Genomic DNA, 25558 nt, shown 5'->3' on the forward strand with positions numbered 1-25558 from the left:
TTATTAGGAAATATAGTTCCAGATGTTTTTATGTTTCGCTAATTGTTGATAAGTATACAGCAAGATCTTATTTTTTTCTAGAGATAGAGAAGGATCTTCGTTTAAGATTTTTAAGGCATAATATCGTGCTGTTTTTAGGATATCATTATCTTTTACAATATCTGCAATTTTAAGATTTAGAACTCCGCTTTGTTGTGTTCCCATAATATCTCCGGGACCACGTAGTTTTAGGTCTACTTCTGCAATATCAAAACCATCATTAGTCCGTACCATAGTTTCTAATCGAGTTTTACTATCTGCGGATAGCTTAAAACTAGTCATTAGAATACAGAAACTTTGTTCGGCACCACGACCTACACGTCCTCGTAACTGATGTAATTGTGATAACCCGAATCGTTCAGCACTTTCTATAATCATTACGCTAGCATTAGGTACATTAACACCTACCTCGATAACAGTAGTGGCAACCATAATCTGTGTTTCACCTTTTACAAACCGTTCCATTTCATAATCTTTATCAGCAGGTTTCATTTTACCATGTACGATAGAGATTTGATAATCTGGGGCAGGGAAGGAGCGAGCAATACTTTCATATCCATCCATAAGGTCTTTATAATCCATAGCCTCTGATTCTTGTATCAGAGGGTATACAATATAGATTTGTCTTCCTTTTTGGATTTCTTCTGCAATAAATTTAAATACTTTTAATCGGTTGCTATCATACCGATGAACGGTTTTAATAGCTTTACGCCCTGGTGGAAGTTCATCAATTACAGAAATATCCAGATCTCCATAGAGGCTCATCGCTAGAGTTCTGGGAATAGGTGTAGCGGTCATTACCAAAATATGTGGAGGATAGGTGTTTTTATGCCATAGTTTTGCTCGCTGTGCGACACCAAATCGGTGTTGTTCATCGATAATGGCTAAGCCTAAATTTTTAAATTTTACTTTATCTTCAAGAATGGCGTGCGTGCCGATTAAAATGTGTAGTGTGCCTTCTTCGAGTTCTTTATGAATTTCTCGTCGCTCTTTAATCCTAGAGCTCCCCATTAATAGTTTTACATTAATATTAAGATCTTTAGTAAGTTCTTTAATACCTTGATAATGTTGATTAGCAAGGATTGCTGTAGGAGCCATTAGGCATGCCTGAAAATCGTTATCTATGGCTAATAACATTGCCATCAGCCCTACGATTGTTTTACCAGAACCTACATCTCCTTGTAATAATCGATTCATCTGGGCACTACTCCCAATATCATTTCTAATTTCTTTAATAACTCTTTTTTGTGCATTGGTAAGCTCAAAAGGAAGGTGATTTTTATAAAAATCAGTAAAATATGCTCCTACTTTAGTAAACGGAAAGCCTTTAATTTTTTGTTTTCGTATTAATTTTTTGGTAATCAGTTGTAGTTGAATGTAAAATAACTCTTCAAACTTAAGACGATATTGTGCTTTGGATAATAGCTCTTGGTTTTTTGGAAAATGAACATTAAAAACAGCCTCGCTTTTAGAAATTAATTTTAATTCATCTAAGATCTCACTAGATAGTGTATCATAGAATCGAACTTTAGTTTCTACAAACAGCTGTTGCATTATTTTACAGATGACTCTATTGGTGATTCCTTTATTAGACAGTTTTTCTGTAGAAGGGTATATAGGTTGCATAGCGGTTCTCAGATTTTGTTGATGCTCTGAGAGTAACTCCATCTCTGGATGTGGCATAGTAAACCCGTTATAGTATTTTGTTTTCCCAAAAATAACATAAGGAGTATTGAGTTTTAGATTTTCTCTAATCCATTTCTGTCCTCTAAACCATACCAGTTCCATTTCTCCTGTTTCATCCATAAATCTGGCAACTAATCGTTTACCTTTTTTTTGTTCTACAGTTTTTATATTAATAATTTTACCTATTATTTGTACTTCTGCAGAATTGCGCTGTAACTGGTTGATTTTATAATAACTTGTTTTATCGAGATATCGATTAGGAAAAAGATTGACAAGATCTTGATAGGTCTTAATTCCTAGTTCAGATCTTAGTAAAGTAGCGCGCGAAGGTCCAACGCCTTTTAAATAATCAATAGGAGTTTGTAGTATATTAGGATTCATTGCCACGAAGATAGTACATATTAGAAAATAGTTCAATTTTAAATTTGCCACATAACCATACTAATTTCGTTATTTTGGCAGAACATTTGATCTAGGAGATTTTAAAAATAAAAAAATAATCAATGAAATTAGTAGCACATCTTTTTATAATTCTGTTTTTTAGTATATGTAGCGCTCAGAACATAGATGCTAACCCATCCCCAAAAAATAAAAAAGAACAAACTCAAGTAGATTTTTTAAAAGGTAAAGTAGATGTAGCATTAGATGCTAAAACCAAAACCATACAAGGAACAGTTCGATATACATTTATAATACAGAATATTACAAAATCTATTTTTATAGATGCGCAACGTATGGTTATTAAAAATATAAGTGTAGATAATAAGTCTATTGATTTTAAATATGATAATAAAAAAATTATGATTCTCTCTGATTTTAAAACAGGAGTTGAACATACGATGACTATTCAGTTTAAAGCAAGACCCCAAAAAGCATTGTATTTTATAAAAGATGCTCAAGGAAATGATCAAATCTGGACACAAGGACAAGGAAAATACACCTCTAATTGGTTACCTAGTTTTGATGATATGAACGAAAAAGTAGCGTTTGATCTTACTATTAATTTTACTAAAGGATATGAAGTGGTTGCTAATGGAAAACTTATAAAAACAGAATCATTAAATGATTCTATCCGAAGCTGGCATTATAATATGAAAAAACCAATGAGTAGTTATCTAGTTGCTTTTGCTATTGGTAAATATGATAAAGTAGTAGAAACTTCTGCGAGTGGAATTCCTTTAGAAATGTATTATTATCCATCTGATAAAGATAAATATGAAACTACCTATAAGCACAGTAAGAAAATATTTGATTTTTTAGAAAAAGAGATAGGGTTTCCTTATCCTTGGCAAAATTATAAACAAGTACCAGTAAAAGATTTTTTGTATGCAGGGATGGAAAATACGGGAACAACAATTTTTTCTGATGCTTTTGTGATCGATGAAACTACTTTTGTAGATCAAAATTATATCAATGTTAATGCTCATGAACTAGCACATCAATGGTTTGGAGATTTAGTAACTGAAACAGAAGGAACACATCATTGGTTGCAAGAAGGTTTTGCTACATACTATGCTCTCTTAGCAGAAAAAGAAATTTTTGGAGAAGATTATTTTTTATATAAATTATATGAAAGTGCAGAACAACTTACTTCATTATCTACTACAAAGAACGCTACTGCTTTATTAGATCCCAAATCGAGCTCATTAACGTTTTATCAAAGAGGCGCTTGGGCTGTCCATGCATTAAGAGGTTTATTAGGGGATACTAGTTTTAAAATTACAATTCATAATTATCTTGAAAAGCATAAGTATCAAAACGTTACAACTGATGATTTTATACATATAGCAGAGCAGGTAAGTGGTACTGATTTAACAGCATTTAAACAATTATGGTTAGAGAATGTTAGGTTTCCTTCAGAAGAAGCATTGGCTATTCTTACAAAATCAACGTTTATAAAAAACTATTTGGGATTAGCAAAAGAACGTACTCAGCCTATGGCTGGGAAGTGGGAGACACTGTCTAAGGCATTAGATTTTCCTGTAAATGACTATATCGGTCAAGAGGTGGTCTATCAATTAGAAGGAAAAACAGATTCAGCGATAATCACTTTATATGATAAAGCTTTTAAAACCAACAATATTTATGTACGTCAGGCAATCGCTAATACATTAAGTACAGTTCCTAAGAGTCTGCAAACAGAGTATGAGTCATTGCTAAAAGATCCATCTTATGCTACTATAGAACCAGCATTATATCATTTATGGGTTAGTTTTCCAAAAAAAAGAAAAGAATATCTGGATCTTACTAAGGATATTATAGGGTTTAATTCTAAAAATATTAAAACGTTATGGTTAGTATTAGCATTGAGTACTAAAGAGTATCAAGTAGAGAATCATCAAAAATTTTATTTAGAACTGTCAGGATATACCTCATCAAAGTTTAGTATCAGTACCAGAGAAAATGCGTTTACATATTTAGAGAGTTTACAAGCTTTTTCAGATATATCATTGATAAATCTTGTTGAAGGTGCTACACATCATAATTGGCGATTTAGAAATTTTTGTAGAAGAATTCTTGATAAGTTACTAAAAGAAGAAAAATATAGAAAGAAATATGTAGTTTTATTAACTAGTTTATCAGAGAGTCAACAAGAATTTTTACAAAAAAGAATAACCCCATAATATATGCGAGCATTAGTGATTTCAGGAGGTGGTAGTAAAGGAGCTTATGCTGGAGGTGTAGCACAATATCTAATTCAGGAACAAGGTAAGAAATATGATCTTTTTTTGGGAACCTCTACAGGAAGTCTTTTGATTTCACAGTTAGCTTTAGGAAATATAGATAAAATGTATGATATCTATACTAATGTTAATCAACGGACTATTTTTAATGTCAATCCTTTTATTGTAAGAAAGAAAGGGAATAGAGAGTTTGTATCAGTCAATTTTTTTTCATCATTATGGCAGTTTATTAAAAGAAAACGAACATTTGGAGAAAGTAAAAACCTAAGACGAACCATACGTAAAAACTTCTCTGAAGTAGAGTTTAGATTAGCCCGCAGAAAGGTAGATGATATTGTAGTAACAGTTTCTAATCTTACTAAAAATCGAACCGAGTATAAATCTATTAATGATTTTTCTTATGAAGATTTTTGTGACTGGATCTGGATGTCATGTAATTATGTACCTTTTATGAGTTTGGCAATAAAAGATGGTTGCGAATATGCAGATGGAGGTTTTGGATGTATGGTACCAATTAGAGAAGCAATACGTAGGGGAGCTACAGAAATAGATGCAATTATCTTAGAGTCTGAAAATATGGAACATAATAAAGTATTGGGGAAAAATCCATTTTCTTTAATGGTTAATTTGTTTAGTTTTATGCTAGATCAAGTCGAAGGACATGATACTGTAGTTGGTAAATTAGCTGCGATTAATAAAGATGTTCCTTTAAATTTATATTATACTCCTTCTAAACTTACTGAGAATTCATTAATTTTTGATAAAAAACTAATGGGTAATTGGTGGCGACAAGGATATGAGTATGCTGCTAAAAAAGCAAGGCAAGCAGAGGATAATAAGCTTAAGATTTGATTGTTTCTTGATGGGTACAATTTTTCGATATTTTTCCTCCGAGGCGATATTTTTTAAAAATTCTTAGTCCACCCAATACCTATCATATAACCAGACCATGTTTTGTCTTTAGCTAAAGGAAAGAAACCAGTTAATCCAATTAGGTGTTTTTTATGCAGCCTATATTTTGGAGAAAAAGCTATTCCATAGTGCCATAATAATTCTGTATTTGAGAAATCTCTTGTAAAACCAATCCTTTCGTTTACCAAAGTACCTTTTGTAATGGCTAAACTAGTTCCTACAGGTAATTCAAAATTCAATTGTGCTTTTTTATAGTTTAGAGAATACCCTATATGTATTGCAGTAATTACACGCATATCCACATCATTTTTAAGATATGCTTTAGGTTCGGATTCTCCTCTAAAATCAAAATACATCGTTAAATTTAGTCCGACGATAAAATGATGCTTTTTATGAGATAATGGTACTATATATTTTCCATAACCTCCATAATAAAGAACTTCATCTCCTGCTACATTTAATCCTATTTCTAAAGATTTTCGGTTTTTTATTTCTTCTTGTGCTAGTATCGTATTAGAGCATAAAAATATACAAATAACAATACTACTAATCTTAGTTGCTAAATACATAATCTAATCCTTTTTTATATCCAATATAATCTGATTCACTATGCCCTTTCTTTTTTAACCACTCATGTTTGATTTTAAAATTACCATAGTTTCTACTTTTTAAACGTTCATTCATTTCTTCAAAAGAGGCAAGCGATACACCACCTTCTAAGGTTCCCATACCATTAAAAAAAGTGATCGGTAAATCTGTATTAATGTCGGCATATTCTTGTTCGTATTCGAAGATAATACCTGAATCATACCAGTACGATACCCCTACTGCAATAAATTTATCAAAAGGATTAGTAGCTCTTTCTTGAAACATAGCATATTGGGTAAAAAGCCCCCCGAATGAATGTCCCATTAGAGTTTTAGTATTATTACTGTCTATATTATATCGAGATGCTATTTCAGGAATTAATTCTTTAATTATAAAATTGTAGAATTTTTTGGCACCACCAGTACCATGTTTAAATGCTGTAGGTGTGTAGTCTCTATTTCTAGCGCCAGAATTACCAATACCAATATATATTGATGGCTCTATTGTATTATTCTTTGTTTTTTCTGAAATAATACTAGCAATTTCATTAAAATTGAAATCTCCATCTAATCCAATAATTAATTGATCATTAGAAGAAGTTTTTCCATATGTAGGAGGTAGGTAGACATATATTTTATATTCATCATTAACATAAGTAGAAGTTAATGAAAAATTTTCTGTAGTACCGATAATTTCCAAATCTTCTTTTTCGCAACTTATCAGTATAAGTATGAATAAGAAGGTAAGTAGTATTTTTTTCATTTTGTGTTATTGTTTAATAATAAATTCAAAAATGAAAAAATAATAGTAACAAAAACTTATTTTAAATCAAGAAATAGTATTGGTTAAATATTTTCTTTTAACTCTACTAAATGTTTCAGGAGTGAGGCTTAAATAGTCTGCAATCATTTTTTGAGGTACTTCTTCTAAAAACTGTTTTGATTTTACTATAGTTGCTAAGAACTGCTTATATCTTTCATATGCACTTTTATATTGGAGTAATAAAGATCGTTTTTCTCTTTCTAAATGTACTTGTTCGTACAATTTTGTATAGATATAACAAAAAGGTTTACTATCTAACAGCAATTTTTCGGAGTCTTTTTTTTCTAAATAAATAATTTCAACATCTGTAACTGCTTGTTGAATCTGATTGGAAGGGGTACTTTCAATAAAACTAGTAAAGCAATTAAAACTCATTCCTGCAAGAGAAATATCTATAGTAAATGAATTATCTTCTATAATTACATATTGATGTACAATACCTTTGATTACAAAACTTGTTTTAGTTTCTATCTGACCTATATTTAGAATGTAGTCACCTCTACGATAAGATTTTTTCTTGATTACTTTTGCTATTGGTTTAAATTCTTCTTTTGTTATTGGATACACCTGAGTAAAAAAACTGTATAATAGTTCTTCTTCAAGAGATAATTGGTATTCCATAATTTTATTTTTATTGACTATTTTTTATTGTAATTAAAGTGGATGCAATTAGGTAACTTATATGATGATTACTTCTCCATCTTGTAAAGTTTTAAATAACCATTTATGATCGATACATTGCTGCATTTCTTTTTTGATGATAGCAGATTCAGGGTGGTCAGAGTTGTAATGGGGCATGAAGGAGTAGTTAAATACTCCCAATCCTTTGTAAATTGTTTTGTTTATCCCTAGATAAGGGAAATTATTAGGATCATCAACTCTATCTATTGGTTTTAATGACTCAGAAAGAATACATATTCCTGCACTATAGCTTCCGTATAAAAAATCTTTTCTTTGGATTAAAGAAGGGAATAATTCATCAAAACCACTGAGTTTTATTTAGAGCCTCGATTTTGTTTCCAAAAACCTATGAAGATAAATAATACTTCATAGGTTTTTGATACGATATTTTATTTATAAGAACGATTAAAATACATCACTAATTTCTTCTTTAATAAATGCAAGGGCAGCATCGCTAGGGGCTCCTTTTTCTATAAGTTCAGTAAGTATTACTTCTCTCATTTTATCTGCGGTGTCTACTTCTTTTTGTAAAGTTACTTTTCTAATTAATGTAATAGTTGCGTTTTTAGAAGCTTTGATTGTATTCCAGCATTCATCAGAGATATAAATTTGCTGAGTAAGATTATGTTCAAACTCTTGTTCTATTGTTTGTATTAATAAAGATTCGTAATCTTTCTTATCGTTTCCATTAGGAGTCATTCTAGTAAGTAGCTTACCTGGATAAATTCTTTCTAAAAATAAAACTAAGCGTTCATATGCTTGGAGCTTAAGTGGCAAAGATTGTTTTTGATTTTCTTTGTGCAAAAGATACCTACGACGTTTTTCTTCATTTGTAGTATGGAGTTTAAAAAAATATATTGCAAGCATTGTTATTAGCATTGCAGGTACTAAGGAAATAACTAATGGAATAATCTCAATTTTCATGTGTTTCTTTTTATTATTTTTTGATAGTCAGATATGATTTTTTATAATTTAGAGTATATACTAAAGGTGCATACTTGTAATAACGTTAACCAGATCATTTTTGATTTTTATAGTGCAAAATTACTGTGATTATATATTATGATTTATTTTTATAATACCCACCAAGGTATGTACATTCTTTTAAATCCTTATTACAGGTGTATTCTACAGCAGTTTTAGTATATTTAAAAGATTCTTCAAGTGTTTTGGTAAGTTCTCCATCATCTACATTAAGATCGATATCTTGCATGGTAAATTGGCAAGGATGTTCATAACCTGCAGCATGAGTAATTTCTGTAAATTCTTTTCTAAATGTTTTAAAATACTGAGCTAAACGATCAGATTTTAGAGGGATATTAATTCCTTTTTGAAGCCATTTACTTTGTGTTGCTATTCCACTAGGGCAACGATTGGTATGGCATATTTGTGCTTGTATACAACCAATACTCATCATGGCTTCGCGCGCTACATTGATGCAGTCAATACCCATAGCAAAACCCATAGCCGCTTTTGCAGGAAAACCTAGTTTTCCACTACCTATAAAAACTACCCGATCTGTAAGATTATGTTTTTGGAATATCTTGTAAATAGCAGAAAATCCATATATCCAAGGTAATGATACATGATCAGCAAAACTAGGAGGAGCCGCTCCTGTACCGCCTTCACCACCATCTATGGTAATAAAGTCAGGACCTCGATTGGTTTTTACCATTAATTCTGCTAATAGTTCCCATTGTTCAGTTTTACCAATTGCAGCTTTGATTCCTACAGGAAGCCCAGTTTCTGTTGCGATATCTTCAATAAATTGTAATAATTCAGGAACGGTATTAAAAGCTGTATGACTAGAAGGTGATAGTACATCTTTACCAACTTCAACACCTCTTATTTCAGCAATTTCAGGAGTGATTTTTGCTCCTGGTAGGACACCTCCTTTTCCTGGTTTAGCTCCTTGTGATAATTTAATTTCGATGGCTCTTATAAAAGGATTTTTGGATATTAAATTTTTCATTTTTTGCATTGAAAAATTTCCATCTTCACTACGCACTCCAAAATATCCTGTTCCAAAATGAAAGATTACATCTCCACCGTTGCTATGATATGGAGAAAGACCTCCCTCTCCTGTATTATGATAAGCATTTGCTTTTTGAGTGCCGATATTTAAAGATTCTATAGCACGAGCAGAAAGAGATCCAAAACTCATAGCAGAAATATTAATGACAGATCCAGGACGATATGGCTTTTCTCGTTTATTATAAATACCCATTACTTTGGCACAAGGAAGAAAAGATTTATCTTCTCTATTAGGGTGATTTTTATCCATTCTGTATGGGATCATACAGTTTTTGATAAAAACATGCTGGTGCTGATAGATGTCTCTGTCAGTACCGAATCCCTCATAATTATTTTCATTTTTTGAAGAAGCGTATACCCAACTTCTTTCAATCCTATTAAAAGGAAGCTCTTCTCGATTATTGGCTACAAAATATTGCCTTATTTCTGGACCAATACTTTCTAATACATATCTAAGATGTCCTATTAATGGAAAATTATGGCTAATAGTATGTTTTTTATTAAAATATATATCACGGATTACTACTAGAGTGAGTATAATGATAATCCATATCCACCAGGATATTGAGTTTAAAAAATTAAGGATACTTTCCATTTTATTATCTATTGTAGATTAAGGTAATCAATTGCAAGCTGAGACATTACTTTAACACCCAATACTAAACCACGTTCATCGATATAAAATTCTGGTGTATGATGAGATGGAGCGTTATGTGTTTGTGGAGATTTTCCTCCTAAAAAGAAATAAAACCCAGGTACTTTTTCTTGGAAGAAAGAGAAATCTTCACCTCCAGTAGTTGCTTTTGATAAAAAAACATTTTTTTTACCAGCTATATTGTATAAAGTAGGTAACATCTTTTTGACAAGATTAGGGTCATTATAGGTTATAGATGTATTATTCTGAAATGTTATAGTTGCTTCTCCACCATAAGTTTTTGCTATAGAAGGCACCATTTCATTCATACGCTTAATGATTAATGCTCTCATAGACGGATCTAGAGTACGCACTGTACCGATCATTTCTGCATTATTAGGGATAATATTAAATCGTACACCACTCGTAATTTTTCCTACAGTAATTACTGCTGCTTCATTTACTAGGGGAGCTTCTCTGCTAATAATAGTTTGTAAGCCATCAATGATTTTGGCAGAGATTAATATAGGGTCAACTCCTGACCATGGTGCAGAACCATGAGTTTGTTTTCCTTTTACATTAATAACAAATCGTTCTACAGCTGCCATAGTTCCGCCTGGTTTATATCTAATTTTACCGATTTCTGTTCCAGAATTAATGTGTAGTCCAAATATTGCATCTACATCAGGTTTTTTTAATACTCCTTCTTTTATCATTAGTTTAGCACCTCCTTCTTCTCCAGGTGGTGGACCTTCTTCTGCTGGTTGAAAAATAAATTTAACGGTACCATTTATTTTATTTTTATGCTTTGTAAGTACTTCTGCAACTCCCATTAATATCGCAGTATGAGTATCATGTCCACATGCATGACTAACTCCCACTTCTGTATTTAAAAAAGTAGTTTTTACTATTGATTTAAAAGGAACGTCTGTTTTTTCTGTTACGGGTAATGCATCGATGTCTGCTCTAAGTGCTACTGTTTTTCCTTCTGTTTTTCCTTTAAGAATAGCTACAACACCTGTTTTTGCAACATTTTCGGTTACTTCTAGCCCTAAACTTTTAAGATGTTTTGCAATTTTTTTAGCAGTTTTAAACTCTCGGTTAGAAAGTTCAGGGTTCTGATGAAAATCTCGCCTCCATTCAATTACTTTTGACTCTACTTGTATTGCGGATTTATTAATTTCTGAATCAATTTGTTGTGCTTGTAGTGAACAAATGTTAATTAGTAGACTACATAAAATAGATATCTTTATTAGTTTCATTAGGTTTAAAAATTAATAAGTCTGTAATTTTCGTTTTGTAATTGCACTAATGCTGTCATAGCAGATAATGCAATTTTTATTTCAGGATGTATATCTTTTTTAGAGATATTACGATGTGCTGCAGTTTGTCCACATAAGATGAGTTGAACACCTTGTTTTACTAAAGCTTCGATAAGTGGAGTATTAGGGTTAGTAACGTTATACTTAGTTTTATAAGCAGTATTGTTTAAGATATCATTTGCAGCGGAGCCATGAATGACTAATACTACATTTAATTTATCTAATGTAACTCCTGCATCAAAATGCATATTAAGGTATCGAGCAGCAGTATTAAAAAGAGGGTTTATTTTAGAACTGTCCTTAAAAGTTCTCCCAATATCAAAAACAGCTTTTAAGTTTTGTTCACTATTTGTTTTAAAATCAGGGTTTTTAACAGTATAAATTTTTCCAAAATCATGGATTATTTTACCATGTTTAGATTTTTGTTGAGCAAAAATAAATACTGGTAATAGGATAAAAATATAAGGTACTATTGTATTTTTCAAGCTTTCAATTTTGGCATCTAAAGATATTCAAAAATCTATAAATGTATAGTTAAAAATACTATTTAATCAACAGGATTAAAAGAGATTTAGTTTTAAAATTTAAAAGAAAGTAATAGAACCTACGCGGTTTAAAGTATATAAATAAAAAGACTGTCTAAAAAATATTCAGACAGCCTCTTTTTGTTAATTAGTCTTTTACTAACTTTCCTATAGGTTTATTATCGATTAATAATATATATAAACCTTTTGATAAGATAGAGGTATCTATTAGGGAAGAAGGAGTAGACTCAATAACTATTTGTCCTTGAGTATTAACAATGGTTATAGAATATTCTTCTATAGTAATACCATCTATATGTAATAATTCATCACTATTTACAGGATTTGGATAATACTTAAATATTTTCTTTTCTTTTCCAAAATTAAGTAACGATTGATCAACACTAAAAGTTTTAGATGTTTTACTACAGCCTGCTTCATTAAATATTTCAACGCTATATTCTCCTACCTTTGTTGGTGAAAATTCTGCCTGATTAGCATTTGTAACTATTTCTTCATTGTAATACCATTGATAATTAGCAAACTTAGGAGTAGTATTTAAATTTTTATTTTGATCAATGTTTATTATTGGCTGCTCTGGCTGTTCGGATACAATAATTTTTACTTCGGTTCTTGGTGTTGTAACACAATCTCCTATTCTTCCTTCTACATAATATGTTTTGGTAGCATCAAGTGCTGGTGTTTTATATGATTTACCTGAGAAAAAACTAGTTCCTCCAGAAGAGGTGTTGTACCATCTGTAGTTACTACTCCCTGATGCTACTATTGTTACAGATTCTCCGACACAACTATTTTGATTAGATACTTTAGGTTGTTCAGGACTTTGTAATACAATTGCTTTTACTTCGGTTCTTGTTTTTGTAGTACAATTACCTACTACACCTTCTATATAATATGTTTTGGTAGCATCAAGTACAGGGGTTTTAAATGTTGCTCCTGAGAATATACTAGTTCCTCCTGTTGAGGTTTCATACCATTTGTATTCGCTATTTCCGGATGCTGATAGGGTTATGGATTCTCCTTTACATATAGTTTGATCAGTAGCAATAGGTTGATCAGGATTTGGCATTACGTTTATCTCTATTTTAGTTCTTGTACTTGTACTACAGCCATTCAGGACTCCTTCGATGTAATAAGTTTGGTTATTTGTAAGTGCTGGTGTCTGATAAGTTTTTCCAGAAGCAATACTAGTACCTCCACTTATAGTTGTATACCACTTATAGTCACTGTTTCCTTTTGGGGCTATCGTTACAGATTCTCCACTACAAACATTTTGATTACTAACAATAGGTTGCTCTGGAAAGTCTATAATTATAAAATCTGTTTTTGTTTTTGTATTTTCACCAGAATCATTAATGGTTTTAAGGAACACCGTATAATTTCCTTTTTTACTATATGTATGACTAGGGTTTTCTTCTGTAGAAGTATTACCGTCACCAAAATCCCATTGATAGGAGTTAATTTTATTAGTAGATTTGTTTTTAAAGTCAATTACAAAACAATTTCTGATTGCTTCAAAATCTGATAAAGGAGGGTTTTTATCATCTCCAGGGGTATAGTTTCCTGATATAGTATAATTACCTAAAGAAGCATAATCAGAATATCCATTGTTTACTGTTCCTTCACCTACACCATCTATTTCTATATAATAAATCCCTTCACTAAGATTTTGATTAATTGATGCATTGAGTCCACTTGGATCAGATACAAAAATCTCTTGCCCTAATTCATTAAGAATTCTAGCTTTGATATTTAAGTTAGGGTAATCAGGATCAGGATCAAAATTAAGAGATACATTTCCTGTTTCAACGGCAAAAGAGAATAGATCTTTATCGTTTCTAGTACTAATCAAACCAAAATTTTGACTAGCGTTTACTACTCCAGATGGTGTTACTGTTATAGGGGTAGCACTATTAATATTATTACCATGGTCATCGTTCTGAATACCAACTCCATTTCTGTTATTAGAAATTATCGCAATATCATCTTGTTTAGATGTAGCGTCAGTATATTCACCAGCACTCCATTGCCCTATAGGCCTGTCTGCGCTCCACCCCATAATAGGGCTCCATTGACCATGACCTTCATAGTATTCTGTAGAGTTTTGTCCATCATGAGAAAGACCTAAGGTATGTCCTACTTCATGAGATCCTGTTTCTCCTGCGGCTCTGGTTGATAAATTATAAATCCAACATGGATCATCATCTATGTTTGATGAAAAAGAGTTTAGAAAAGCTACTCCTCCAGCATCTGGTGCAGCATCATTTGTAGGAGTAAAAATACACATCATTCTACGATTTTTTGGAGCAGCGTCAAAAAGATCTCTACGAGTAGTTATATTTAGATTAAATGGTCGAAAATCTTCGGCCATAATTTTCCATATCTCTGTTATCTTTTCGTCAGAAAAATTAGGCGATTGAGCATTAATCGTGGCACCTCCTGCCCAGTTTGAATTCTGAACTAATTCTCCATCAAAATCTAGATAAATAATCCCTGGGGCACCGGGTAAACTTTCTAATCGTAATGAAGTTTTAGAGGATTTACTATGTATAACTTCTTTTTGTTTTTTTTCTGTATTTACCTTCTCAAAATCTACACAAAGAACTTTATCAATATCAGTTTCTTTAATAAATACTCGATCATCAGTTTCAGAATATAAGGTATATGCTTTTTTTGCTTTGTATAATATAATGGTTCCTTTTAGATTATCATTGGTTTTTGAAAAAGAAAAGGAAGATAATTTTTGGCCATTAACAGTTCCTATTAAAGTAAGGCTTTGATTTGTTTGTTTCTTTACATTAAGTTTAAAAGAAAAAGATTCATTAGTACCAATTTTAATAGAGGGGGGAGTACTTTTTTTAGAATTAATAAGGGTATTTATAAATTGTTGTTGATCATTAGCTATTAGTTGAGGTTCAGTAGATTGGGCATAAGTGCTATATGCTCCTCCTATACTAATAGAAAGAAGTAAGCACTTCAGTAATTTCATTTTCATTTTGAGCTTGCTTTTTTTAAGTAATAAATTTCTGACAATACTTTTGGTAACATACTATTTTAAATTTTAAAAAACTAATATTGATTTAAATTAGAATAGTGTTGTAAAATTGAATAATAATTTGGGTGTATAATAAAACTAGTAAAATAGCATAAACATATATTTTAGATACATTTATGCTATTCTATAGAGGGTATATTAAACTGTATGGTGCTCTTTTTATAAAAAAGAGTTTTTTTATCATCATATTAAAATCATATAATATTGATAATTCTTTCTAAGGGGATGATTGTAGATTGTTTTAAGATAACTTCTTTATCAGTTATTCCCCATATAGTAGTTTCTACTTTTTTTATTCCTTCATTATCTACAAAAATAATTCGTACTTTTTGATGTTCTAAGTTTCCTAAAAAAAGAGCTCTTTGTAATTCTAAGAATCGTTCTATTTGATCTTTTCTTTTATCTAGGACATCTTTTTTGGGGAATTTTAAAAATTTAATTTCTTCTTTTTGCACTATTTGTATATTCATGTTTGGGGCCATAGAATTAGTTTTATATTTTGGGTTTAACAAAAATAGTGTATTTAATCCTTTAATAATGTATTTTATCTAACAATTTATTAACAAAATTAAATATTGTAAGAAATTTTAACATCAATATTAGTAAATGTATATAGAGAATTGTGTTAAGTATATAACGTAAAAGTTATTGACTGTAATTTGTTTACAAAAAAGCTAAAGGACATTTCCATAACCGTTGTTCTTTCCTTAAATTTCACTTTTAAATAAAGATTGTTACTTTGGAAGAATATATAGCAGAGTTAAATGATGCGCAACGGGCTCCGGTACTTCAAATAGATGGACCTATGATTGTAATAGCAGGTGCTGGTTCAGGTAAAACTCGTGTGCTTACGTATCGTATTGCTTATTTGATGCATAAGGGAGTGGATTCATTTAATATATTATCACTTACGTTTACAAATAAGGCTGCTCGTGAAATGAAAAAACGTATTGCTGATATTGTTGGTTCTAGCGAGGCTAAAAACTTATGGATGGGAACATTCCATTCTATATTTGCTAAAATACTTAGATTCGAAGCTGATAAATTAGGGTATCCTTCTAATTTTACAATTTATGATACTCAGGATTCTCAGCGATTAATAGCTTCTATCATTAAAGAGATGGGGCTTGATAAAGATATCTATAAGTATAAACAGGTATATTCTCGTATTTCTTCTTATAAGAATAGTTTAATAACGGTAAAAGCATACTTTCAGAATGCAGAATTGGTAGAAGCTGATGCTATGGCAAAACGACCACGTATGGGAGAGATTTATCAACACTATGTGGATCGATGTTTTAAAGCAGGTGCAATGGATTTTGATGATCTCTTATTAAAAACTAATGAGTTGTTGAATAGATTTCCGGAGGTTCTTTCTAAATACCAAAATCGATTTCGATACATTTTGGTAGATGAGTATCAAGATACAAATCATTCGCAGTATCTTATTATAAGAGCTCTATCTGATAAATTTCAAAATATTTGTGTAGTAGGTGATGATGCACAAAGTATTTATGCTTTTCGTGGAGCAAATATTAATAATATCCTTAATTTTCAAAAAGATTATGATAATGTACAACAATATCGACTAGAACAAAACTATAGGTCTACAAAGAATATTGTTGAAGCAGCAAACTCTATTATAGATAAAAATAAAACAAAATTAGATAAAGTAGTTTGGACAGCTAATGATGATGGACCTAAGATTTTAGTAAATCGATTATTAACAGATGGAGATGAAGGGAGATATGTTGCAAGTTCGATTTTTGAAAATCAAATGCAATACCAATTAGGGAATGGAAATTTTGCAATATTATATAGAACCAATGCACAATCCAGAGCTATTGAAGATGCATTACGTAAACGAGATATAAAATATAGAATTTATGGTGGATTATCTTTTTATCAAAGGAAAGAAATTAAAGATGTCCTCGCATACTTAAGATTGGTAATTAATCCTAAGGATGAAGAAGCACTAAAGCGAGTAATCAATTATCCAGCAAGAGGAATTGGTGCAACTACAGTAGATAAATTGGTAGTTGCTGCAAATCACTACGGTCGTTCTATTTTTGAAGTAATCGAAAACTTAGACCGTATTAACTTAAAAATTAATAGTGGTACCAAAACACGATTAGAAAACTTTGTAATGATGATTAAAAGTTTTCAAATCACTAATGAGACTTCTGATGCATTTGTATTGTCTGAAATGGTAGCTAAGAAAACAGGGCTATTACAAGAACTCAAAAAAGATGGTACACCAGAAGGAATTGCTCGTATAGAAAATATAGAAGAATTACTTAATGGGATACGTGATTTTGTAGAAGGACAGAAAGAAGTCGTAGATGCTAGAGGAGCATTAGCAGAATTTTTAGAAGATGTAGCTTTGGCTACAGATCTAGATCAAGATACAGGAGATGATGATAGGGTAGCGTTAATGACTATTCATTTAGCTAAAGGCTTAGAGTTTCCTTATGTTTATATTGTAGGGATGGAAGAAGACCTTTTTCCATCAGGGATGAGTATGAATACTCGTAGTGAATTAGAAGAAGAGCGACGTCTATTTTATGTGGCATTAACACGAGCAGAAAAACAAGCATACCTTACCTATACACAATCCCGCTATAGATGGGGGAAACTTGTTGATGCAGAGCCTAGTCGATTTATAGAGGAAATAGATGAAAAATATATAGAATATATTACCCCTATAGAAAGCTATCGATATAAACCATTAGTTGATAATGATATTTTTGGAGAAGTTGATAAAAGTAAACTAAGACTTAAAAAACCATCTTCAGGGGCTCCACCTTTAGCACATAAACCTACTGAGGAACAATTACGTAAATTAAGAAAACTTAGGCCTCTTACTAACAGTGAAACTGATACTGATCTGACTAATACAAGTTTTTCTGATGGAGATCTTGCACCAGGGACAGCAGTAGAGCATATGAGATTTGGTAGAGGAAAAATTATTAAAATTGATGGAGTAGGGCAAGATAAAAAAGCCGAAATCCACTTTGATAAAGGAGGGATTAAGAAATTATTACTTCGATTTGCTAAACTAAAAGTTTTATAATCAGGTTTCGATTTAAAGGGTTTTTTATTTGTGAAAAAAGATAATAAGAGAGAAGGATTGTTGTAAAAAGAGTTTTTTAGTTTTTGATAATTTATATTAGATACTGTTTTTTTATTGCCTAAATAAATATGGAAAAACGTTTTGAATTAACTGATTCTGAGTTTGAAAAACAGTTTTTAAATTGTGAAATAGCCCCTTCATTATTTAATCATGAAGCTCACCTGAGGTTGGCATGGATTACTATTTATACATATGGAATAGAACAAGCTGAAAAAAACATATTATTTCAATTAAAAAAATATGTTGAATTCATTGGAGCAAAAGATAAATATAATATAACTTTAACAATTGCAGCGATAAAAGTCGTTTACCATTTTATGCTTAAATCTAATTCATTTAATTTTAAAGATTTTATAACCGAATTTCCGAGATTGAAGAATAATTTTAAAGAATTAATAGCATCTCATTATGGATTTGATGTTTATAATTCTGATAAAGCTAAAATTAAGTTTTTAGAACCTGATTTACTTCCGTTTGATTAAAAAAAGTATACAGAATTATGTGTATTTGTATAAGTACTGTGCTTAATTAAGAAGTACCAATTTATAATTTAACAGTTATAAATAAAAATATAACGGTAAATTTGTGAAGTACTAAATCCAAACGTAAGTATATTTAAGGTATCCTTACTATTTGATATATACTGATAATCATTTTATATGGCAGAGTTCATAAAATTATATAATGAGAATCCTAATCCTCGTGAAATACAAAAAGTAGTCAATTGTTTACGAGGTGGAGGGCTAGTTATTTATCCTACAGATACTATCTATGGGTTAGGTTGTGATATAACAAATAATAGAGCATTAGAACGTATAGCGCAGATTAAAGGAGTAAAATTAGCGAAAGCTAATTTTTCATTTATCTGTAAAGATTTGAGTAATCTTTCTGATTATGTGAAGCAAATTGATAATGCGACATTTAAGTTATTAAAAAGAACACTTCCAGGACCATACACATATATTTTACCTGGGAATAATAATTTACCAACTGTTTTTAAAAAAAGAAAGACAGTCGGTATTCGTGTTCCTGAAAATACAATTTGTACCTCTATTGTGCAAGAATTAGGTAATCCTATAGTATCTACTTCTATACATGATGAAGATGAAATTATAGAATATACAACAGATCCTGAATTGATTTTAGAAAAATGGGGGAATAGGGTAGATCTAGTAATTGATGGGGGTTATGGGGATAATGTTCCCTCTACAATTATAGATCTTACCAGCGGAATTCCTGTATTGGTGAGAGAAGGTAAAGGAACTATAGATATTATCTAGTATGTATTGATATTTTTTTATGAATTTTAGTCTTAGGCTAAGTTTTTTTTTCATATCAAAAAAATACTTAAAAATAAATCATAGCTTATCTATTCTAAAAAATTAAAGCTTGTAATTCTTTTTTGACCTTATACCATTTATGATCGTTTTTTTCTAGTTCCTGTATGATCCATTCCTTGTGCTCTTTCTAATGCAATCATTTTTTTAGGTCTAAAGTTTAATATTAAAGCTCTTCGTTGACTATCAGTACTATTACCTTTACTGTAATGTAATGTAAAACCATCATGAAAAGTACATCCACCAATGTTTAGAGGTATTGGTATTGCATTAGTTGTATCTGTATTGCAATATAGAGCTCCTCCACTAGGTAGATTGTGGTGTTCTAATACCTGTTGATTTTTGACAGAAAGAAACCACATACATCCATTCTCTTTATATACATTATCTAATGCTATCCAACAACTTACAGCTCGTTTATCGGGCAAATCTATCCAATATGCAGCGTCTTGGTGCCAAGGTGTTGGAGTATTCGTATGAGGGGCTTTATTGATAAGCATATCAAAATCTAGTTCCATATCATTGCCTAATAATTCTTGAGCATGTTGTAGCGCTTTTTTATATGAATCATGTTGTAATAATATAGGTTCTACTGAGCTTGGTCTCATGATTTGGGTTATTCGCTCCGTTGTTTTAGAGTTATTGTTATTACCTCCTGCTAGATCACTTCTTAAATGTGCTGTTCTTTCTTTATCTTCTAATAATTTAGTATAGATATTTTGAAGCTCTTTAACTTCTTTAGTATCAAAAAGCTGATCAATTTTAATATATCCGTTTTTTAAAAATAGATCTTTCATAGTACTTGTTTTTAGGTCATCACTTTTGTTCAAAGATGAGCAAACTATTTTAGTAAATCTTCTAAATTTGTACTACCTTACTTTTTTGTACAAAAATAAAGATGAATTCAGAAGAGCGTATTGTATATTTTTTACCGGATCATGGTATTCATAGGTGTTTGCAATTTGGGTATTATAAATACTCAAAAGTACAACCTAAGTTACCAGTACATCAGCATTCTAATGTTATAGAGATTTGTTTTTGTATTAATGGAGAACAACATTATGTGATTAATGATGAGCTATTTCGATTATCTGGGAATGATATTATTATTATTCCTCCAAATCAGCAACATAGTACAGGGGATTACCCAGAGGATAAAGGAGAGTTGTTTTGGTTGCAGATCGTCTGTTTTGATAATGAAAATGAGCTATGCAATTTGCCTATAGATCAATCTGTTCATCTTTTAGAAAAATTAATAAAAGTTTCAAAACGAGTTTTTAAAGGAGCTTTTCAGGTTAAATTTATCCTTGAAAAACTATTGAATGAATTAAGAACAAGTGACTATATTTTATCTAAAATTATAATAAATCAACTAATCATTCAGATTTTACTAGAGGTCTTGAGTTTGTCTAAAAGAAATGAACATAGCCCTCCTTCGAAAAAATTAAATGCTATTGATACGTATATTTTAAATAATATGCATCGTATAATTTATGTTGATGAATTAGCTATTATTTCTAATGTCTCAGTTGGATATTTTAAATCTTGGTTTAAGAAAATTGTAGGGATTTCACCAAAAGAATATGTAAATAGATTAAAAATAGAACAATCAAAGATTGATTTATTAAAAAAAGATACGATTACTAGTGTAGCTTTTGATTTAGGATTTAGTTCGTCTCAATATTTTTCTACTGCATTTAAAAAATATACAGGGCATACCCCAAAATCTTATATTTTATCAAAAACTAATAATGATATATAAAAATAAATAATCCTTAAGAGGTGTATATCTTAAGGATTATTTTGCTTTAAAATTATGTATTTGTCTAAATTTTATTAATTGACAAGATTGATTTCTACACGTCTGTTTTGAGCTCTACCTTTTCTAGTTTTGTTACTTGCAATTGGTCTGTCTTCACCATATCCTATAGCGGATAGTCTAAACTGATCAATCCCGTTTTCTATTAAATAATTTTTTACAGAGTTAGCTCTAGAATCAGATAATCTTTGGTTTAATTTATTACTCCCTGCACTATCTGTATGTCCTTCTACTGTAAATTTAGCTGTAGAATATTCATTAAGGATGTTTATAATATCCTTAAGCACTTGATTAGATTCTTTTTTGATAGAAGATTTACCGGAGTCAAAAAGAATAGTTTTTGCATATTCATTAAGTGTTTTCTGAACTTCTGCTGTAACTTCAGGACATCCATTATTAGCAACAGTTCCTACTATGTTAGGACAATTATCATCTTTATCCAATACACTATCTCCATCAGTATCAGGCCATGGGCATCCTTTATTTTCTATAGGTCCAGCTATTTGTGGACAATCATCGTCTTTATCCAATATAGTATCTCCATCAGTATCAGGCCAAGGACATCCTTTATTTTCTACTTCTCCTGCTTCTTCAGGGCATTGATCGTCTTTATCTAATATTGTATCTCCGTCAGTATCTGGCCATGGGCATCCAAAATTTTCTTCAGGTCCTTTAATTTCTGGACATTCATCTACTTTATCAAGTATACCATCTTCATCTTTATCTTTTGGTCTAGATTGATATACAGGAATTTTCAAACCAGCATATACATCTGCTCCTTTAATTTCATTATTAATAAGTACTGATACTATTGAACCAGAACCAATATAAAGAGGACCAACTCTAAGTCCTGCTCCCCATTGAAAACCAGTATGTTGTATAATACTTAATGGAGAGTAAAAGCTAAACCATTTGGTTTCAAATCTAGGTGTAAGGGATAGTGTATTAGCGATCTTACTTCTATTAATCTTGTTTTTGGCAGTAAGAGAAAGATCTGTATTTAGATTAAGATAAAACTTTTGATTTATATTCCAATCCGTATTTACATGTAATGCTGTTGGTAATACTGCTTTATTTGAATTTTCTCGATCTATAACTCTATATAATAAGTCTAAATCATCAAGGTCATCAATGTTTTGAAAAGTGTTTTGATCAAGTGTATTGGTAATGTCGTACCTTTTTTCAGTACCATTATCATATGATATTGAACCTATATCAGTAATAGATACTCCTAATTTTATCTTATATTTATTAATATCTTTAGGAGAATATGCTACTCCTTTGCTATCGACAGAAGTGTATTCGCTATATTTTGGTCTCCATTCATATATAAAACCAAGATCTGCTCCAATACCTGTAGCTCCATTAACTACTTTTATATCGTCTTTATTACCTTCTAAATTTTCACTATATCCATAAGTTACTTCACCAGTAGTCTGTACACTACCAACTCTTACATTTGATGGTAATTCAGTGCCATCTGCATCGTAATCTATGGTTAGATTTTTTCCTGTAGCATAAGCATTTCCAAGACCTTGTAGGTATTTTAGAGTAATTCCTCCTTTAATAAAATGCTGTTTTTTATTTATAATAACTCTAGAGTATGATACTCCTAATTCTGCCCATGCATGCGCACTTGCGAACACATCTCCTTCATTAACAATAAAATCTTGTTTTAGATTAAAGTCATTGATTATATTCTCATAAGTTTGTCCGTTAATACTGTTTAAACGATAAAATGCTCTTGCTCTTGTATATATTGCGATAGCATTTTTTTTGTTAATATTAAACATAATAGATGGTCCTAAAATATCAGTATTCCCTAGGGCATTATTTTTGTTTTTTGGAAAAGTCTTAGCGTCTTTTTCAATTTCATATTTATTATCAAAAATATCATTGAACTTCACTCCATAATAATCGTTGCCAATAAAACTACTGGCACCTAATAAGTTGATATCAACTTTAAATCTAGAGTCTACACTATTTGCTGGGTTATTGATAACACTATTAACACCACTGTAATTATCTGTTAGAAATCCAATATAAGATTGGGATTTTGCAGAGATTACACAAAGCAGTAATAATGCTATGGATAAAATTTTTCTCATTTTAAGATTTGGTTTTTTTAATGCTGGCAAATATATAGATAATTTTTATATACAGATAGATTGTTCTTTTAATGATAACAATTAGATGATATACAACAAAAAAGACTGCCTTTTCAGACAGTCTTGTATATGTAATAAAAACTTTATGTTTAGTTACCTCCTCCTTGAGAAGCTTTTTTCATACCATCTTCGATCATATTATAGAATTGATCAAGTTTTGGTAATACAACGATTCTTGTACGTCTGTTTTTTGCTCTATTAGTAGAAGAGCTATTGTCAGCTACAGGAACATAATGACTTCTACCAGCTGCAGTCATACGTTTTGGATCTACTTTAAAATCTTTTTGTAATACTCTTACTACAGAAGTAGCACGTTTTACACTAAGATCCCAATTGTCTAAAAGTACTTTATTCTTGATAGGCACATTATCTGTGTGTCCTTCTACTAGGAATTCGATATCAGGTTTGTCATTAACTACTTTAGCAACTTTACCAAGTACTTCACGAGCTCTTGGAGATACATTATAACTACCACTCTTAAAAAGTAATTTATCTGAGATAGATACATAAACTACTCCTTTTTCTACATTAACCTGAATATCTTCATCAGCAAGATTTCCTAAAGCTCCTTTTAGACTTGTAACAAGTGCTAGAGTTACAGAATCTTTTTTAGTAAGTGCATCTTGCATTGTTTTTATTTGTAAATCTTTTTCTTTAATACTTTCTAAAGATTTTTCTAAGTTCTCAGCTTCTTTGGTAGAGAGAGTGGCCAAGTTTCCAACATTATTTAATAAAGCAGAGTTCTGGTTTTTAAGGTTTGATACTTGATCTTGAAGTACTTTAAGCTGAGAGGTAGAACCTGCTTTTTCTTCAAGACAGTCGTTTAATTTAACTGTAGCAGAATTTAATAAATCTTCGGTTTTTTTGTGTTTGGCCTCTAATTCAGAAAACTTCTTTTGTGATACACAAGAAGATAATAGAATTGCAAGGGAAGCCCCAATAATCATTACTTTTTTCATTAGAAAATTTGTTTTAGTCTTATTCTGGTTATATAACTCAAAATTATTAAAATTGTGACGTAATACAGGGGTATTAACAATAATTTATTATATAACTTTATAATTGATCAAAATGTTTACGTTTCAAAATAAAATACTGCCATACAACGGAAAAAAGAGAATAATATTTCCCTGTTTTAGAAAGTTTTTTGCGTTTAACAATAAAAGTCCTAAAATTAGCATAGAAGCTTAAATGCGCCTTGAAGATAGCAAAAAAATGTGAAAACTTTCCTTGTATAATAAATCGAAAAGCAGCTATCCCATCTAATAACATGCGTATAAAAATTATGAACCATACCTGATTTCCTGAAACATTCTTAAGTAAGAGATACAGATTGTTTCTAAAATTTAAAAATGTTTTCCTAGGGTTCATGCTATTTAGTGTCGCTCCTCCTAAGTGATATACAGTAGATGTGCCTTCATATAATATCTTATATCCTTGGTTTTGGATACGCCAACAAAGATCGATTTCTTCTTGGTGAGCAAAAAAGTCTTCATCTAGTTTACCAACACTTTCAAATATTTTTTTTCTTATAAATAAGCATGCTCCACTAGCCCAAAATATAGTGGTACTATCATTATACTGACCATTATCTTCTTCGAGAGTATCAAATATCCTTCCTCTGCAATAAGGATATCCTAATTTATCAATATACCCTCCGGCTGCTCCTGCATATTCAAAATGAGTTTTCTTTTTATAATCTAATATTTTTGGTTGTATGGCGGCAACTTCATTGTATGTTTTAAAAGCTTTTATAATAGGAGTTAACCAGTTTTTAGTAACTTCTACATCACTATTAAGAAGGCAATAGATGTCAGCATCAATTTTTGCTAACGCATCATTATATCCTTTTGCATAGCCACCATTACTACTGTTTTTAACAATTCTAACTTTTGGGAAATTCTGAGTTACATACTTTATAGAATCATCTGTAGAAGCATTATCTGCAATATAAATAGTAGCTTCCTTAGAGTATTGTAGTATTGATGGTAGAAATTGTTCTAATAAAGCTCTTCCATTCCAATTTAGTATAACCACTGCGATATTCATGGGTGCAAAGTAACGAAGTTATTTTAAAAGTACTAGTATATATCATTTCA

The 25558-nt window shown here is 30.7% G+C and carries 20 protein-coding genes; 6 read left to right on the forward strand and 14 right to left on the reverse strand.

The window, feature by feature from the left end:
• Positions 1–3: 3 nt before the first annotated feature.
• A complete protein-coding gene (recG, locus tag N456_RS06725; protein WP_062055220.1) occupies positions 4–2106 on the reverse strand; it encodes an ATP-dependent DNA helicase RecG in 2103 nt (700 codons plus the stop codon).
• 122 nt (positions 2107–2228) lie between these two features.
• Between recG and N456_RS06730 the strand changes: the two genes are divergently transcribed.
• Complete coding sequence (locus N456_RS06730; RefSeq protein WP_062055222.1) at positions 2229–4349, forward strand: M1 family metallopeptidase; 2121 nt, start codon at positions 2229–2231, stop codon at positions 4347–4349.
• A 3-nt stretch (positions 4350–4352) separates the two neighbouring features.
• Positions 4353–5261: a patatin-like phospholipase family protein gene (locus tag N456_RS06735; RefSeq protein WP_062055224.1), complete on the forward strand. Its 909-nt coding sequence runs from the start codon at positions 4353–4355 to the stop codon at positions 5259–5261.
• Positions 5262–5314: 53 nt separating this feature from the next.
• Here N456_RS06735 and N456_RS06740 read toward each other — a convergent pair whose 3' ends face one another.
• The 9 genes from N456_RS06740 to N456_RS06780 all read right to left on the reverse strand — a co-directional run bounded on the left by N456_RS06740 (position 5315) and on the right by N456_RS06780 (position 15472).
• Positions 5315–5890 carry a hypothetical protein gene (locus N456_RS06740; protein WP_062055226.1) on the reverse strand — a complete coding sequence of 192 codons (576 nt, stop codon included), beginning with the start codon at positions 5888–5890 and terminating at the stop codon, positions 5315–5317.
• Entirely contained in the window at positions 5874–6671 is a 798-nt protein-coding gene (locus tag N456_RS06745) for an alpha/beta hydrolase (protein WP_062055228.1), read from the reverse strand. The genes N456_RS06740 and N456_RS06745 overlap by 17 nt, the downstream gene beginning before the upstream one ends.
• 66 nt (positions 6672–6737) lie before the next feature.
• Positions 6738–7352, reverse strand: coding sequence for a Crp/Fnr family transcriptional regulator (locus N456_RS06750; RefSeq protein ID WP_062055230.1), 615 nt, complete (start codon positions 7350–7352; stop codon positions 6738–6740).
• 465 nt (positions 7353–7817) lie between these two features.
• Positions 7818–8336, reverse strand: coding sequence for a DUF7935 family protein (locus tag N456_RS06755; RefSeq protein ID WP_062055232.1), 519 nt, complete (start codon positions 8334–8336; stop codon positions 7818–7820).
• A 136-nt stretch (positions 8337–8472) separates the two neighbouring features.
• Positions 8473–10041: an FMN-binding glutamate synthase family protein gene (locus N456_RS06760; protein WP_062055234.1), complete on the reverse strand. Its 1569-nt coding sequence runs from the start codon at positions 10039–10041 to the stop codon at positions 8473–8475.
• 8 nt (positions 10042–10049) lie between these two features.
• Positions 10050–11342, reverse strand: coding sequence for an amidohydrolase (locus N456_RS06765; protein WP_062055236.1), 1293 nt, complete (start codon positions 11340–11342; stop codon positions 10050–10052).
• A gap of 5 nt (positions 11343–11347) precedes the next feature.
• The gene (locus N456_RS06770; protein WP_062055238.1) at positions 11348–11887 is read right to left on the reverse strand and encodes a DsrE family protein; all 540 of its coding nucleotides are present in this window, start codon (positions 11885–11887) and stop codon (positions 11348–11350) included.
• A 187-nt stretch (positions 11888–12074) separates the two neighbouring features.
• Positions 12075–14936, reverse strand: a complete 2862-nt coding sequence (locus tag N456_RS25120) for an Ig-like domain-containing protein (RefSeq protein WP_158447839.1) — start codon at positions 14934–14936, stop codon at positions 12075–12077.
• Positions 14937–15196: 260 nt separating this feature from the next.
• A complete protein-coding gene (locus N456_RS06780; protein WP_240315495.1) occupies positions 15197–15472 on the reverse strand; it encodes a hypothetical protein in 276 nt (91 codons plus the stop codon).
• 269 nt (positions 15473–15741) lie between these two features.
• Between N456_RS06780 and N456_RS06785 the strand changes: the two genes are divergently transcribed.
• From N456_RS06785 to N456_RS06795, 3 genes are all read left to right on the forward strand, one after another.
• Entirely contained in the window at positions 15742–18075 is a 2334-nt protein-coding gene (locus tag N456_RS06785; RefSeq protein WP_062055243.1) for an ATP-dependent helicase, read from the forward strand.
• Between the two features lie 128 nt (positions 18076–18203).
• On the forward strand, positions 18204–18617 hold the full coding sequence (locus N456_RS06790; protein ID WP_062055245.1) for a hypothetical protein: 414 nt from the start codon (positions 18204–18206) through the stop codon (positions 18615–18617).
• Between the two features lie 177 nt (positions 18618–18794).
• Positions 18795–19415: an L-threonylcarbamoyladenylate synthase gene (locus N456_RS06795; protein WP_062055247.1), complete on the forward strand. Its 621-nt coding sequence runs from the start codon at positions 18795–18797 to the stop codon at positions 19413–19415.
• Between the two features lie 137 nt (positions 19416–19552).
• Here the strand turns inward: N456_RS06795 and N456_RS06800 are convergent, their stop codons facing one another.
• Entirely contained in the window at positions 19553–20269 is a 717-nt protein-coding gene (locus tag N456_RS06800; RefSeq protein WP_082422460.1) for a phytanoyl-CoA dioxygenase family protein, read from the reverse strand.
• 101 nt (positions 20270–20370) lie between these two features.
• Here N456_RS06800 and N456_RS06805 point away from each other — a divergent pair, with 101 nt between their 5' ends.
• Positions 20371–21234: an AraC family transcriptional regulator gene (locus tag N456_RS06805; protein WP_062055249.1), complete on the forward strand. Its 864-nt coding sequence runs from the start codon at positions 20371–20373 to the stop codon at positions 21232–21234.
• Positions 21235–21308: 74 nt separating this feature from the next.
• On the opposite strand, the gene N456_RS06810 is transcribed toward N456_RS06805, so the two are convergent.
• From N456_RS06810 to N456_RS06820, 3 genes are all read right to left on the reverse strand, one after another.
• Positions 21309–23399 carry a DUF5723 family protein gene (locus N456_RS06810; RefSeq protein ID WP_062055342.1) on the reverse strand — a complete coding sequence of 697 codons (2091 nt, stop codon included), beginning with the start codon at positions 23397–23399 and terminating at the stop codon, positions 21309–21311.
• Between the two features lie 149 nt (positions 23400–23548).
• Entirely contained in the window at positions 23549–24418 is an 870-nt protein-coding gene (locus N456_RS06815; RefSeq protein ID WP_062055251.1) for an OmpA/MotB family protein, read from the reverse strand.
• A 97-nt stretch (positions 24419–24515) separates the two neighbouring features.
• Positions 24516–25508: a glycosyltransferase family 2 protein gene (locus tag N456_RS06820; RefSeq protein WP_062055253.1), complete on the reverse strand. Its 993-nt coding sequence runs from the start codon at positions 25506–25508 to the stop codon at positions 24516–24518.
• Positions 25509–25558: the final 50 nt, after the last annotated feature.

Origin of the sequence: Aquimarina longa SW024, assembly GCF_001401755.1 — a bacterium.
In the GTDB taxonomy this organism is placed as follows: Bacteria; Bacteroidota; Bacteroidia; order Flavobacteriales; family Flavobacteriaceae; genus Aquimarina; species Aquimarina longa.